The organism is Hydrocarboniphaga effusa AP103, assembly GCF_000271305.1.
Taxonomy (GTDB): Bacteria; Pseudomonadota; Gammaproteobacteria; order Nevskiales; family Nevskiaceae; genus Hydrocarboniphaga; species Hydrocarboniphaga effusa.
Map to the genome: position 1 here is coordinate 760,025 of NZ_AKGD01000001.1, position 13,305 is coordinate 773,329.

At 65.7% G+C, this 13,305-nt stretch carries 12 protein-coding genes; 3 read left to right on the plus strand and 9 right to left on the minus strand.

Annotation, left to right across the window (positions count from 1 at the left end):
• Positions 1–7: 7 nt before the first annotated feature.
• Together WQQ_RS03370 and WQQ_RS03375 are read left to right on the plus strand one after the other, a co-directional pair.
• The gene (locus WQQ_RS03370) at positions 8–1,147 is read left to right on the plus strand and encodes an acyl-CoA dehydrogenase family protein (protein ID WP_007183648.1); all 1,140 of its coding nucleotides are present in this window, start codon (positions 8–10) and stop codon (positions 1,145–1,147) included.
• Between the two features lie 33 nt (positions 1,148–1,180).
• Positions 1,181–1,957 (plus strand): SDR family NAD(P)-dependent oxidoreductase, encoded by a 777-nt coding sequence (locus tag WQQ_RS03375; protein ID WP_007183649.1) that lies wholly within the window; start codon positions 1,181–1,183, stop codon positions 1,955–1,957.
• A 102-nt stretch (positions 1,958–2,059) separates the two neighbouring features.
• Here the strand turns inward: WQQ_RS03375 and WQQ_RS03380 are convergent, their stop codons facing one another.
• The 4 genes from WQQ_RS03380 to WQQ_RS03395 are packed head-to-tail and all read right to left on the minus strand — an operon-like array spanning position 2,060 to position 5,877.
• On the minus strand, positions 2,060–2,749 hold the full coding sequence (locus WQQ_RS03380; protein WP_007183650.1) for a histidine phosphatase family protein: 690 nt from the start codon (positions 2,747–2,749) through the stop codon (positions 2,060–2,062).
• Positions 2,746–3,822 (minus strand): phosphotransferase family protein, encoded by a 1,077-nt coding sequence (locus tag WQQ_RS03385; RefSeq protein ID WP_007183651.1) that lies wholly within the window; start codon positions 3,820–3,822, stop codon positions 2,746–2,748. Before WQQ_RS03385 ends, WQQ_RS03380 begins: the two co-directional genes overlap by 4 nt.
• Positions 3,815–4,636: an alpha/beta fold hydrolase gene (locus WQQ_RS03390; protein WP_007183652.1), complete on the minus strand. Its 822-nt coding sequence runs from the start codon at positions 4,634–4,636 to the stop codon at positions 3,815–3,817. The genes WQQ_RS03385 and WQQ_RS03390 overlap by 8 nt, the downstream gene beginning before the upstream one ends.
• Positions 4,633–5,877 (minus strand): acyl-CoA dehydrogenase family protein, encoded by a 1,245-nt coding sequence (locus WQQ_RS03395; protein ID WP_007183653.1) that lies wholly within the window; start codon positions 5,875–5,877, stop codon positions 4,633–4,635. The genes WQQ_RS03390 and WQQ_RS03395 overlap by 4 nt, the downstream gene beginning before the upstream one ends.
• A 111-nt stretch (positions 5,878–5,988) precedes the next feature.
• On the opposite strand from WQQ_RS03395, the gene WQQ_RS03400 reads away from it, so the two are divergent.
• Positions 5,989–6,882, plus strand: coding sequence for a LysR family transcriptional regulator (locus tag WQQ_RS03400; protein ID WP_007183654.1), 894 nt, complete (start codon positions 5,989–5,991; stop codon positions 6,880–6,882).
• Between the two features lie 127 nt (positions 6,883–7,009).
• Here the strand turns inward: WQQ_RS03400 and WQQ_RS03405 are convergent, their stop codons facing one another.
• The 5 genes from WQQ_RS03405 to WQQ_RS03425 form a co-directional block, all read right to left on the minus strand.
• Positions 7,010–7,309, minus strand: coding sequence for a hypothetical protein (locus tag WQQ_RS03405; protein ID WP_007183655.1), 300 nt, complete (start codon positions 7,307–7,309; stop codon positions 7,010–7,012).
• A gap of 38 nt (positions 7,310–7,347) precedes the next feature.
• Positions 7,348–8,355 carry an MBL fold metallo-hydrolase gene (locus WQQ_RS03410; protein ID WP_007183656.1) on the minus strand — a complete coding sequence of 336 codons (1,008 nt, stop codon included), beginning with the start codon at positions 8,353–8,355 and terminating at the stop codon, positions 7,348–7,350.
• Positions 8,352–9,869, minus strand: coding sequence for a phytoene desaturase family protein (locus WQQ_RS03415; RefSeq protein WP_007183657.1), 1,518 nt, complete (start codon positions 9,867–9,869; stop codon positions 8,352–8,354). Before WQQ_RS03415 ends, WQQ_RS03410 begins: the two co-directional genes overlap by 4 nt.
• A 70-nt stretch (positions 9,870–9,939) precedes the next feature.
• Entirely contained in the window at positions 9,940–10,896 is a 957-nt protein-coding gene (locus tag WQQ_RS03420; protein WP_007183658.1) for an alpha/beta hydrolase, read from the minus strand.
• Positions 10,897–10,945: 49 nt separating this feature from the next.
• Entirely contained in the window at positions 10,946–13,198 is a 2,253-nt protein-coding gene (locus WQQ_RS03425) for a TonB-dependent receptor (RefSeq protein ID WP_007183659.1), read from the minus strand.
• Between the last annotated feature and the right edge of the window lie 107 nt (positions 13,199–13,305).

Below are 13,305 nucleotides of genomic sequence, written 5' to 3' on the forward strand. Positions count from 1 at the left end.
GCAGGACATGGACTTTCGATACACCGATGAACAACGCGCCCTGCAGGACACGCTGGAGCGCTTTCGTGCGCGCGACTACGGCTTCGAGCATCGGCGCGAGCTGATTCGCTCCGCGCTCGGCTACAGCCTGGACGCCTGGAACCAGTACGCCGAACTCGGCCTGCTCGCGCTGCCGATCGCCGAAGCGCATGGCGGACTCGGCGGCAATGCGATCGACGTTGCCATCGTCATGGAGCAGATCGGCAAGGGACTGTTGCTGGAGCCCTACCTGAGCACCGTCGTGCTCGGCGCCGGTCTCATCGCGGCGCTGGGCTCCAGCGAACAGCAAAGCAGCCTGGAGGCCGTCGCGGCCGGCAACAGCCAGCTCGCGCTCGCGCATGGCGAGCCCGGCGCGCGCTTCGATCCGTTTCACGTCGAAACCCGCGCCACCGCATTGAACGATGGCTGGGTCATCAGCGGACACAAGTGCGTGGTGCTCGACGCGCCGAGCGCCGATCGGTTCATCGTCTCGGCCCGTACCAGCGGCTCGACCGGCGACGAATCCGGAATCTCGCTGTTCCTGATCGATCCCGACACGGCGGGCCTGTCGATGCGCGCCTACGCGACCCAGGATGGCCGGCGTGCGGCGGACCTGCGCCTGCATTCGGCGCGCGTCGGCTCCGATGCGCTGCTCGGCCGTGTCGGAGACGCCGGCCCTGCGCTCCTGCAGGCGCTCGACAAGGCCGCGGCGGCGCTGTGCTCCGAGGCCGTGGGCATCATGTCGGCGCTGAACCAGGCGACGGTGGACTACCTCGACACGCGCAAGCAGTTCGGCACGCCGATCGGCAGTTTCCAGGCCTTGCGCCACCGCATCGCCGACATGCTGATCTCCACCGAGCAGGCGCGTTCGATGGCGATCCTCGCCGCGTATCACGCCGACGATCGCGACGCCGCCGGGCGCGGCCGCATGATCTCCGCGGCCAAGGCCTACATCGACCAGGCCGCGCGCTTCGTCGGGCAGCAAGCCGTGCAGTTGCATGGCGGCATGGGCGTGGTGGACGAACTCGTGGTGAGCCATTATTTCAAGCGGCTCACGGTGATCGCCCACTGCTTCGGCGATCAGGATCATCACCTCGATCGCTACAGCCGCAGCCTCAGCGCTGCATGACACCGATCAGGATTCGAACTTTCGGAGGATGAAATGAACTTATTCGATCTCAAAGACAAAGTCGCCGTGATCACCGGCTCCTCGCGCGGCATCGGCCGGGCGATCGCCGAGGCTTACGCGGCGGCCGGTGCGCGCGTCGTCATCTCCAGCCGCAACCAGTCCGCCTGCGATGAAGTGGCCGCGGCGATCAACCGGCAGCACGGTGCCGGACGCGCCATCGCGCTCGCGGCGAGCATCTCCGACAAGGCCGCGCTGAAGGCGCTGGTCGATGGCACGCATGCGCAGTTCGGCAAGATCGACGTGCTGGTCTGCAACGCCGCGTCGAACCCGTACTACGGGCCGATCAAGGACATCAGCGACGAGCAGTTCCGCAAGATCTTCGACAACAACGTGCTGGCCAACCACTGGCTGATCAACTTCGTCGTTCCCGACATGATCGAGCGTCGCGACGGCTCCATCGTCATCGTCTCGTCGATCGGCGGGCTGCTGGGCTCGAACACCATCGGCGCGTACAACGTTTCGAAAGCGGCGGATTTCCAGCTCGTGCGCAATCTGGCGGTGGAATACGGGCCGCAGAACGTTCGCGTCAACGCCATCGCCCCGGGCGTGATCCGCACCGACTTCGCACGCGCGCTGTGGGCCGACCCGAAAGCGGAAGCGGCGCTGAAGCGCGCGACTCCGCTGGGCCGCATCGGCGAACCGAACGACATCGCCGGCGCTGCGGTGTTCCTCGCCTCGCAGGCCGGCGCCTACGTCACCGGGCAGACCATCGTCGTCGATGGCGGCACCGTCGTTCGCGGTGGGTTCTGAGGCCCGCGTCGCGACCGCATCCGCACACCGAGGCCATGCGGTTCGTGGCCTCGGTGTGCATGCAGACGCCTTGCGCGCGCCACCTCGCCCGCTGCAGCTCAGCTATCGATAGGTGATCAGCTCGAGGTCATGCTCGAGATGCGCATGCTCGTTGAGCGTGCCGAGCCGAAGGCCGCGATCGCCGCCGAGAATTCGGGTCATGCCGGTATTGACGAGCGACCAGGACAGCTGCGCGGCGTGCGCCGAATCGAGCCCCAGCAGTTCGGCGGCGACCGCCGCAATCGGACCGCCCGAGGTGAAGACGCAGGCGCGACCGCCTTTGCCGAGCTTCTCGTGCAGGCCCAGCAAAGCCGCACGAACGCGCATTCTGAACGCGCTCCACGAGAGCGCGTATTCACCGTCGTGATCGCCCCTCATCCAGCGCTCCACAGCTTTGGAGAACACGCGCTGGAACGCTCGCCTCGGATCGGGCTCCGACTTCAAGGCCTGCATCATCGCCTGAGGATCGCGCCACTCGGGCCGCAGCGCCGCGATCAGCGCTTCGTGGTCGTACTCGTTCCAGGCTGCATCGATGCGCGGCGCACCGCTGTGACTCAAGGCTTCGATGCAGGCGTTCGCGGTCTCCCTGTGCCGGAGCATGTCGCCGCAGACCAGCAGATCGGGCTTGATAAAACAACTCGCGAGCGCCGAGCCCAGCAGCCTGGCTTGCGTCCAGCCGACCGCAGACAGCCGATCGTAGTCACCGGTGCCGAACGAAGCCTGCCCGTGCCGGACCAGCACGATCACGCTCATCTCGGGCGCCCGCGCCGGATCGTCGATCGCGCGCGCCAGATCATGTAATTCGCGTAGAAGCCATAGAACCGATACGCCGGATTTTTGGTTTGGCCGTGGTGATAGCGGTAGTAGATTTGCTGAATGATGGCCGCGAGCCGGAACTGGCCGTAGGCCTCGTAGAACCGCCAGTCGAAGCGCGGCAGACCAGCCCGGTCGCGGTAATGCTCGACCATCTCGTCACGTTTCAGCATGCCCGGCAGGTGGCTGGGCTGACGACGAATGAAGCGCGCAAAAAAATCATCGTCGGCCTGCGTCCAGTACGCCATTGCGCTGCCGAGTTCCATCAGCGGATCGCCCAGCGTCGCCATCTCCCAATCCAGGACACCGATCACCTGCGTGGGGTCCTGCGCATCCAGCACGAGGTTGTCCAGGCGCCAGTCGTTGTGGATCAGGCAGGTGCCGACATCGCCCGGAATGTTGGCGAGCAGCCAGCGCTTGACGTCCGTGGCCTTGAACACGTTCCAGGTTCGCGCCTTGTCCCAGCGATCGATCCAGCCTTCGATCTGGCGACGCGTATAGCCCTCGCCCTTTCCGAGTTTTTCCAACCCTGCGGCGCGCCAATCCACGCGATGCAACTCGACGAGCTTGTCGATCACGTTGAGACAAAGTTGCCGCGCCTGCGCCGGAGACAGCGCCACTGCGCGTGGAAATTCCTTGCGCGGAATGATGCCCGCGATGCGCTCCATGACGTAGAACGGAACCCCGAGCACGTCCTGATCGTCGCAGTACGCCAGCATCTTCGGCACGCAGGAATAAACCGGCGCGATCGCTTTCTGCACCACGAATTCGCGGTGCATGTCGTGCGCCGACTTGGCTTTGGTGCCGGCCGGCGGGCGTCGCAGGATCAGGTCGCAGTTGTCGTACTCGATGCGATAAGTCCAGTTCGATGCGCCACCCGAGAACTGCGTGATTTTTGCGGTTCCGTGCAGCTCGAACCCTTGCGACCGCAGCCAGGCTTCGACGGCGGCACCGTTCAATTCCTCGCCGGATCGCACTCGCCCGGCGCGATCGGCCGTGGTCGCTTCAGTCATGGGCGCGAATGAAACTCTCGATGAGTTCGGCGGACTTTTCGGGGCATTCGAGCCCGGTCAAATGGGCGCTGCCGTCGATCAGGACGAACGTGGACGCCGGGATCGCGTCGGCCATCGCACGCGTCTCGGCATTGGGGAATGTCGCGTCCTCGACTCCGGCGACCACCATCACCGGCGAGCGGATGCCGCGAAACAACGAAGCTTGATCGGGCCTGCTGACGACGACGCTTTCGATCGCCCAGCGCGCCGAACGAAAGTCCACGCGCTTCAAGGCAGCGGCCACCGAGCCGACCACCTGCGGCCGGGTTCGCAAGGACGTCGGCCCCAGGAAGGCCGCGGTCGCGCGTTTGCGCAGCGGGCCTCGAACGCCACGCAGCAGGCGACCCGTGAGGATCAGCATGCGAAATTCCAGGCGCTGGCGTGCGCCGCACGCGGAGGCGGTGCCGTTCATCAGAATCGCGGCGCCGATGCGATCCGGATAGCGAGCGGCAAACGTGCCACCGATCATCGCGCCCCAGGAGTTGCCGACGAAGTGCGCCCGCTCGATGGCCAGCGCATCGAGAATGGAGACGATGCAGTGCGCGCATTCGTCGAAGCTGAAAGGTGCCGACAAGGGCTCGCTGCGTCCATGTCCCGGCGAGTCGATCAGCACGACGCAGAATCGGGCGAGCAGTCTTTCGGCGACGCCCATCCACATCGAGCCGTCCATCAGCAGGCTCGGCCAGAACAGGATGACCGGCCCTGCCCCGGCGCAACGCACGAACACGCTGCCGAGCGCGGTCTGCAGCCGGTGTTCCTGCCACTGCGGCTTCATGCGGCGCGACTTCCGCCGCCCTTCGAACGACGGCCGATCTCGCGTCGCGCGATGACGGCCCGGTGGACGGAGTCCGGTCCGTCGGCCAGGCGCAGCACGCGCGCATGGGCGAAGATCGCGGCGAGCGGAGAGTCGTTCGAGAGTCCGGCTCCGCCGAACATCTGCATGGCTTCGTCGGCAACGCGCTGCAGCACGGACGGTGCGACGATCTTGATCGCCGAGATTTCGGTGAGCGCCTTCAGCGCGCCGACCTTGTCGATCATCCAGGCCGCGTACAGCGTCATCAGGCGGGCCTGATCGATCGCGATGCGCAGATCGGCGATGCGCTCCTGGTTGCCACCGAGATCGATGAGCCGCCTGCCGAACGCCTGGCGCTCCATTCCACGGTCGATCAGCAACTCCAGGGCACGCTCGGCGGCGCCGATACAGCGCATGCAATGATGGATTCGTCCGGGCCCGAGGCGGCCTTGCGCGATTTCGAATCCCCTGCCCAGGCCGGCGATGACATTGGCTTGGGGAACCCGCACCGAATCGAAATGCACTTCGCCGTGGCCGTAAGGCTCGTCGTAATCATTGAAGACCGGCAGCATGCGCACGATGCGAACCCCCGGTGCATCGAGCGGAACGATCACCATGCTGTGGCGAGCATGACGTTCCGCCTGCGCATCGGTGACGCCCATGAAGATCGCGAAGCGGCAGTCCGGATGACCGATACCGCTCGACCACCACTTCTTGCCGTCGAGCACCACCTCGTCGCCATCGAGCGTCGCGGTCGCCTGCATGTTGGTCGCGTCGCTCGACGCGACATCGGGCTCCGTCATGCAGAACGCGGAGCGGATGCTGCCCGCCAGCAGCGGCTTCATCCAACGCTCCTTCTGCTCCGGGCTGCCGTACTTCCACAGCACTTCCATGTTGCCGGTGTCCGGCGCATTGCAGTTGAAGATTTCGGGCGCCAGGAAGCTGCGTCCCATCTCCTCGGCCAGCGCCGCGTATTCGACATGGTTCAGGCCCGGGGCCAGCGCAGGATCGGGCAGGAAGAAATTCCACAGGCCGGCTTCGCGCGCCTTGGCCTTCAGCGCCTTGACCTCCGGCTCCACGATCCACTGCTTCCAGTCGCCGCCGCGGCGCGCCTCGTGTCGTGCCTTCAGCAACTCGCTCTCGACGGGAAGCAGGTGCTCGCGCATGAAGGCGCGAAGTTTCTCGATCAGTTCGAGCGCACGCGGGCTGTGTGCGAAATCCATGAGGTGGTCTCGGTCGCGATGTGTCGGCAAAACTCTACGCAGCCCGACATATTCCAGCCACTAATCTTTCTGAATCTATAATCATTCACTCGATGAATGAATGAGCCTGCCATGGACCGCGTGGACCTGAACCTTTTTCGCGTCTTCGACGTGGTGTTGGGTTGCGGAAGCCTCACCCAGGCCGCGGCTCGACTGCACTTGACCCAGCCCGCGATCAGCAACGCACTCAAGCGGCTGCGCGAGCATTTCGACGATCCGCTGTTCGTGCGCGATGGCCGGCGGGTGGTGCCGACTCCCTTGGCCAAAGCCATCGCACCGGATGTGCGCGCCGCGCTCGAAAGCCTGCACCGGACCATGCAGCGTCCGCAGCCGTTTCCGGCCGCAACGTCGACGCGACGATTCGTCATCGGTATGCGCGATGTCCTCGAATCGGTGCTGTTTCCTTCGCTGGTGCGAGAGGTTTTGCTGGAAGCGCCGCATCTCCAGCTGCAGAGCACCGGCTTCGAACGCCGGCGCCTGGAACGCGAACTCTCGTCCGGCGCTTTCGACATGGCGATCGATGTGCCGATCAGCGTCGGCGACGACATCGAACAGATGCTCCTGTTCGAACAGACACCCTGCGTCGCGATGCGACAGGGACATCCTCTGGCGAAAGGCAAGCTCGGGCTCAAGCAGTGGCTGGCCGCGCGGCACATCGTGGTTTCGTCACGGCGCGCGGGCCCCGTGAACGAAGACCTGGCGCTGCAGCGCGAAGGCCTGAAGCGCGACGTCGCCGTGAGATGCCAGCACTATCACGCCGCCTGCGAGCTTGCGGCCAGCAGCGATCTGCTGCTGGTGCTGCCTCGCCAGTTCGGGCGCTTCCTCGCAACCACGCTGCCCTTGCATCTCGCAACGCTGCCGCTGGCGGTGCCGAAGCTGCAAGTCATGCTGTACTGGCCGCGAACCGCCGAACAGGACCCGGGGCACGCCTGGTTGCGCGACAGGCTGCGGCGTGTGCGGCGCTGAGCGCAGGTTGCTTCCGCAGACCTGAGTTCGCGACACCGCTTTCGGCCTCGCACAAGCCGACGATCACCGCGCCGGCTTGCGTCTCGAATTGCGCGAATCGACGCGCGTGCGGAGCTCCCTGGTCGCACTAGGCGCGAACGACGCTCACCGGCGCATTGCCGAAGATGCCGGCCTTGACGGTTCCGCTCATGCTGTCGCCGTCGACCTGCAGCTTGAACTCCAGCGTCAGCTTCATCGGCTTGGTGACCGGCACCGACCAGCTGATCGTATCGCCGTCGACCTTGACCGGCAGATCGCGATGCGTACCCAGGCCCTCGCTGATCTGCGTGCCGGTCAGCTTTCCATCGATCGTCTTGAATTCGAGATCATCGGTCTTGAGGCCCATCGGCGACTTGGCCGTCAGCTTCCATTGCCCATCGATATTCATCATGCCTCCTGATGTTGGTGTTGGTACGACTGCTTTGATCAATAAGCCCGGCCATCCTGGGCGAACGTGACCGGCCCCGGGTAGGCCGCAGCGATGCGCTTGCGCGCCGGTTCGAGATTGTCCGGCCCCAGTGCGTTGTGCGTGAGCACCAGCGCTTTCACGCCGGCCCGTTGCGCCATCGAGCCGACGTCTTCGGGCGAGAGATGTTCCTTGACGAAGTGATCCTTGATCGCGACCTTCGCGACCGCGGCCAATGCGAAGTTGATCTTCAGGCCGGATTTGCCGATGCGGTCGAGCGCTTCGTCGGCATCCATGATTTCGGCCACGAGCAGATCGGCGCCCTTGGCGAGCTTCTCCACCTTCTCGCTCGGGCCGGTATCGCCGGTGTAGACGATGGAGCGGCCCGGCGCATCGAAGCGCAGCGCGAAACTGTGGTTGCCGGTGCCCTTCTCGTCGGCCAGCACGTAATGCGAGTTGGTCGCCGCGGTGATGCGAATGTCGCCGATCTTGACCTGGGCGCCGTCGGTCAATTCGATCGTCTTGATGTTCTCGCCCGGCTTGGGCCTGCCGAGCACGGCGAACACCCCCTTGGTGCCTTCCGTATCGTTCATCGGCTGCATCGCGGCGATCAAGCCGTCGATCGTGCGCTTGATTCCAGGCGGCCCGTAGATGGTCAGCGCGGACGTCTGGCGCGTCTGGAAGCGACGGCCGAGAAACGCGAACAGTCCGCCCGTATGGTCGAAGTGAAGATGCGAGATGAAAACGGTGCCGACATCGTCGAGCAGGACGCCCGTGCGGATCAGCTGCTCGGTGGCGCCATCGCCCGCATCGACGAGTATCGATTGTCCCGCCGCACGCAGCAGATTGGCGGGCTGGCCGCGCTCGAAGAACGACAGCGGGCCCGAGCCCGTGCCGAGCGTCACCCACTTCGCCTCTCGCGAAGGCTCGGCTTGTGCGGGCGCCGACATCAGCGCGCAGGACAGGCCGATCGACGCCAGCAGCGATATGAGCGGTCGACGAATGTGATGCGCGCTTCTGTTGATCATTGAAACTGGACTCCGGTTATTTCCTGAAATGCATTGATGGCGCAGGCGCCGTGCACGCCTCCGCCCGGATAAGTCGAGGTGCCGCAGAGATAGAGCCCGGCGATGGACGTGCTGTACTGCCTGCCTTCGCGCAGCAGCACGCGCCGGTCTCCCGAACGCGGGATGGCGAAGTGGCTCGCGATCACCGTGTCCCGCGTCATGTTCGGAGCCGCGCGGCTCCAGACATCGAGCAAGGCCTCGTTGTAGCTCTCCGCGATCCCCTGCCAGTCCTCTTCGCTCAAGGCCTTCTCGTCCGGAAAGTGGCTATCGGCTCCGGCCACGTGAAAACCTGCGGGCGCAAGGCTCGGGTCGAACAGGCTCGGCACTCGCATCGAGGCGCGCGGCGACGGCAGCAGGCCCATCGCGAGTTCCCGCTCGTGCAGAAGCACCGACTCGGGACTATCGAAACCGATGAAGGTCTGTACGCAGCGATCGAGGTCCGCATCCCAGCGCGCAGAGCGATAGCGCGGCGCTTCGGTCAAGGCGAAGGCCTGGCTGGCGATGGTCGATCCGCTGCCGCGTCGATAAGCCGCCAGCGCCTGGCGATCGGAAGCTCCGAGCCCGCCGCCGCTCGGCAGGTCGAGCAGCGTTCGTTCGACACCGATGCTCGACGCCACGATCGGCGCCTCGATGAACCGCCCCGCGATCACGATGCCTTTCACACGTCCCGCTTCGATGCGGATCGAGCCGACTTCGGCGGAGGTCGTGATCTGCACGCCTTCGGCGAGCGCGGCGCGATGCAAGGCATCGGCGAAGCTTTGCATGCCGCCGATCGGAACCTGGCGGCTGCCGATCATCCACAGCACGAAGCCCAGGAAAGCCAGATCGTCGCCCGCCTGCGTGAGCGAGGCCCCGAACTCCATCGCGAGCAGATAGAGCAGCGTCCGAATCTCCGGCGATTCGAAACGCTCGTCGATGAACTGCGCTGCGCTGCGCGTTCCGAGCCGCGCATCTTCGGCCAGTTCGCCGAAGGCCTGCGCCATCGCAGCACGGTGGACGCCGATGCCGGCGCTCGACAAGGGATGGAACAGCACGTCGCGAATCGCCGGCGTCAGCGTGGCCGCACGCTTGCGCAGATCGACATAGGTCGCGGCATCGCGAGCGCTGTGGCGCGCAAAGCTACGCAAGCTGCCTTCTTCATGGCCGACACGGTGAACGAGAACCGGCGGCCTTGCATCGGCGAACGCGATCCCGTGCTGGATGTCGGGCTCGAAGGTCGCCAGTCCGCGCGCTCGCAGCTGCAGGTCCTGCATGATCGGAGTGACGGCCTGATACGCGAGAAAGTTGGCGTGCGGACTATGGCGAAAGCCCGCGCTCATCGGCTCGTGCGTGCAGGTCATGCCGCCGATCGACGCATCGCGTTCGACCAGCAACGTGCGATACCCAGCGCGCTGCAGGTACGTCGCCAGGATCAGGCCGTTGTGGCCTGCGCCGATGACGACGGCGTCGTAGTGCTGGCTCGGCGGCAGGCTCATTGAAGGCTCGTCGCCGTCACGGACTCGGCACTGCGTGCACACATGGCTCGCGTTCCCGAAGCTCGATCGATCAAGCGGCGTCGGGGCCGATCGCGGCCGCCAGGCCCTTGATGTGAATCTCGTGCAGCTCATGCGCCAGTCGCGGATTGGGGAAATGCCCCATCTGCGGAATCACGTGCACGTCGACCGGCACTCCGGCCGCTTTCAGGCGATCGCCATAGGCCACGTCCTCATCGCGCAGCACGTCCCATTCGCCGACCGTGATGAGCGCCGGGGCCACGCCTGCCACGGACTCGACCAGCAGCGGCGAAACCCGCCAGTCCTTGCGCTGCGATTCGTCGCTGATGTAGTTGCCGATGACGAAATCGTTGTCCTCGTGGCGCAGGCCATAGCCTTCGGCGAATTCCTCGTGCGACGGCGTGGCGCCATGCGCATCGGCGAGCCAGGATTCGAGGATCTGCAGCGAGAGCTTCGGCCCGCCGGCATCGCGTGCCATCAGCGACAGCACCGCAGCGAAGTTGCCGCCGGTGCAGCCGCCACCCACCGCGATCCTGGCCGGGTCCCAGCCTTGGGCAAGGCCTTGCCGCTCGACCCACTGCAGCACCGCCCAGCAGTCTTCGAGCCCCTTCGGATACCGATTCTCGGGAGGCAGCCGGAAATCCGGCGCCACCACCACGCAGGGCACCTTGGCGGCCAGTAGCGTGTTCATCCAGTCCCAGGTGCCCAGTCCGCCGCCGCCGACGAAGCCGCCGGGATGCGTGTGCACGTAGACGCCGAGCTTGGGCCCCGAGTAATTCTCCGGCGCATAGATGCGCGTCGGCACCGGGCCGTTCGGGCCGGCGATCTCGACATCCCGCATCGACACGCCCGGCGTTTTCTCGCGCGAGGACGTCATCGCGGCCATGCCCATGCGCACGCCTTCCACGCCCATCATGCTCAGGGGCGGAATGGCTTCGAGCAGGGCGCGATAGTCCTCGTCGATCTTCGCCAGTCTCTGTTCACGCAGTTGTTCGTAACGCTCGTTCATTGCGCCTTGCTCCAAACCGAAAGGGTTTTTTCCATGATCCGTCGATGCTTCAGAAGTTGTAGCGAAGGCTGATGCCGGCCTCGCGCGGGCGCCCGAGATCGAAGCGTCGCGTTCCGGCCGAGCCGGTGTAGTCGGTGCCGCCGACGTAGTAGGTCCCGTCCAGTGCATTGGTCACGAACAGCGCGCACTCCAGCACGTCGTTGATGCTCTTCACCTCGGCCCGCAGGGACAGCAGGCCATATGCCGGCAGCGACAGCGACGTATCGTCCGTGGCGTTGCTGGCCTGGTCGTCCTGCCAGTTCCAGTTGGCGGAGAACACGTAGTGGAACCAGTTCGCGACGCTGTTCTGGTAGCGGCCGCCAACGGTGTACGTCAGCTTCGGCGCGCGCATGAAGCGGCTGTCCTTGGTGATGCCCGACGCGTCGCCGACCGAGTCGTAGCGCATGCGCAGCAAGGCGCCGTTGGCGAAGAATACGAGCTGGCGCGAGACCGCGGCCTGCATCTCCAGTTCGAGCCCCTGCGAATGCGCGGAGGCCGCGTTGTCGACGTAGACCTCGAGCGTCGATGCGTTGACGTTGACCGACTGAACCTGCACGTCGCGCCACTGGGCGTAGAAGACCGTCGGGTTGATTCGAATCGCGCCGCCGAAGAATTCGGTGCGCGCGCCGATTTCGTAGCTGGTGACGTTCTCGGGCTTGTAGGAGCCGAGTTCGCTTCGGCGCAGGCCCGGCGTGAAGATCAGCGGCCCGCTCACGTTCACGTTGAAGCCACCGGCCTTGAACCCCGTGGATACCGTGGCGTAGCTCATGATGCGGTCGGTCCACCGATACTGCAGCCCGACGCGCCCGGTGTTGCTCGTGAACTTTCTCCGCTCGTGATCGAGCAGCTCGCCGTTGCCGGAATCGCGAAGTGTCGCCTCCTTGTCGTCCTGGCTGATGCGATAGCCGCCGAGGACTTGCGCGTGCTCGAACAGCTCGTAGGTCGCGTCGACGAAGCCTGCGAGCGTATGCGTTCGCCGCTCTACGGGGTCCGGATCGTCGCTGATGCGGCCGAGCAGCAGCTGGCTGGTGCCCGGCAGCATGTCGAAGCTCTGGCGCGCCGCGTACAGTCCGCTGACCCAGTCCAGGCGCTCATCGAGGGCCTTTCCGCCGAACTGGAATTCCTGGGAATAGATCTCGTCGCGCGTATGGGCCGATGCGCTGTACACCGGCGCCGGAGAGCCGTCGAGGTCCAGCGCGTAGCGGCTTCCGACTCGTTGCCATGCGCTCAGCGATTTCACCTCGACCGATTCCAGGCCGCTCCAGGTGACGCCGATCTGCGCGGCGCTGGACTGGGTGTCCGCGAACTCGCGTACGTTGGTGCCGGCCTGGCAATGGTCGCAGGTCGATGCGAAGCGATCGTCGTACGGCGGATTGGTGAGACCGCCCAGGGCCGTGAGGTTGTAGTACCACGGAATCGTATTCGGACGCGGCTCGATCGGCCCCGGTTGGGAATACGCCAGGCCATCGAGCTCGCTGCGATTGCGCTGGCCCATCAGCTCGATCTTGAGCGCGTCCATCGGCGTGACCAGCAGTTGCGCGCGAATCAGCTCGTTGTCCTGGCCGCCCGCGTCCTCGCCGCCGTCCTGCTGTCTGACGAAGCCGTCGCGATGCGGCCTTCCTCCGGTCAGGCGCAGCGCCGCCAGGTCGTCATAGGCGAGGTTGATCACCCCGGTCAGGTCGCGGCGGTCGTAGCTGCCGGCCGTCGCCTGCACGTAGCCGCCGTTGTCGAACTCCGGCGCGCGGCTGGTGTAGCGGATCGCGCCTCCGATGGTGTTGCGTCCAAACAAGGTGCCTTGCGGGCCTCGGAGCACTTCCACCTGCTGGATATCCAGCATGTTGAAGATCGCGCCCTGCAGCGAGGGGTAGTAGACCCCATCCACGTACACGCCCACCGCCGGCTCGGTTCCGTTGCCGGAACGCTGCTGCCCCATGCCACGCAGGAAGAACACCGCCGCACCGCCATTGGGGCCGGCCGCCGTGCTGACCTGCAAACTCGGAGCGACCTGCATCAGGTCCTGCGTCGACTGCACATTGCGCTCCTCGAGTTCCTGCGAGCCGAGCGCGGTGACCGCTACGGGCGTCTCCTGCAGGTTCTGCGAACGACGCTGGGCCGTGACCACGACCTCGGCGATCGCGGCGGTGCCCGCTTCGACCTGCTCGGGCGACTCCGGGGCGGCCAGCGCCGGCTCGAGTTCGATCACGGCGAGGTCGGCAGCGGGCTCCGTCGCCGGGGCACTGTCCTGGGCCCAACTCGTTTCCATCCCGGTTCCGGATCCCAGCGCCATGATCAACGCCACTGCCGATTGATGAAGCGCCGCATGCGCGCACGCACCTGCTCTGGCCATCGCCCCTCCATCTCGCGATCGAA

Bases quoted from the DNA above. Each gene is read 5' to 3' on its own strand.
- WQQ_RS03395 (WP_007183653.1), bottom strand. From the start codon at position 5,877: ATGGATTTCGCACACAGCCCGCGTGCGCTCGAACTGATCGAGAAACTT.
- WQQ_RS03390 (WP_007183652.1), bottom strand. From the start codon at position 4,636: ATGAAGCCGCAGTGGCAGGAACACCGGCTGCAGACCGCGCTCGGCAGC.
- WQQ_RS03380 (WP_007183650.1), bottom strand. From the start codon at position 2,749: ATGAGCGTGATCGTGCTGGTCCGGCACGGGCAGGCTTCGTTCGGCACC.
- WQQ_RS03425 (WP_007183659.1), bottom strand. From the start codon at position 13,198: ATGGAAACGAGTTGGGCCCAGGACAGTGCCCCGGCGACGGAGCCCGCT.
- WQQ_RS03410 (WP_007183656.1), bottom strand. From the start codon at position 8,355: ATGATCAACAGAAGCGCGCATCACATTCGTCGACCGCTCATATCGCTG.
- WQQ_RS03415 (WP_007183657.1), bottom strand. From the start codon at position 9,869: ATGAGCCTGCCGCCGAGCCAGCACTACGACGCCGTCGTCATCGGCGCA.
- WQQ_RS03375 (WP_007183649.1), top strand. From the start codon at position 1,181: ATGAACTTATTCGATCTCAAAGACAAAGTCGCCGTGATCACCGGCTCC.
- WQQ_RS03400 (WP_007183654.1), top strand. From the start codon at position 5,989: ATGGACCGCGTGGACCTGAACCTTTTTCGCGTCTTCGACGTGGTGTTG.
- WQQ_RS03420 (WP_007183658.1), bottom strand. From the start codon at position 10,896: ATGAACGAGCGTTACGAACAACTGCGTGAACAGAGACTGGCGAAGATC.
- WQQ_RS03370 (WP_007183648.1), top strand. From the start codon at position 8: ATGGACTTTCGATACACCGATGAACAACGCGCCCTGCAGGACACGCTG.
- WQQ_RS03385 (WP_007183651.1), bottom strand. From the start codon at position 3,822: ATGACTGAAGCGACCACGGCCGATCGCGCCGGGCGAGTGCGATCCGGC.
- WQQ_RS03405 (WP_007183655.1), bottom strand. From the start codon at position 7,309: ATGAATATCGATGGGCAATGGAAGCTGACGGCCAAGTCGCCGATGGGC.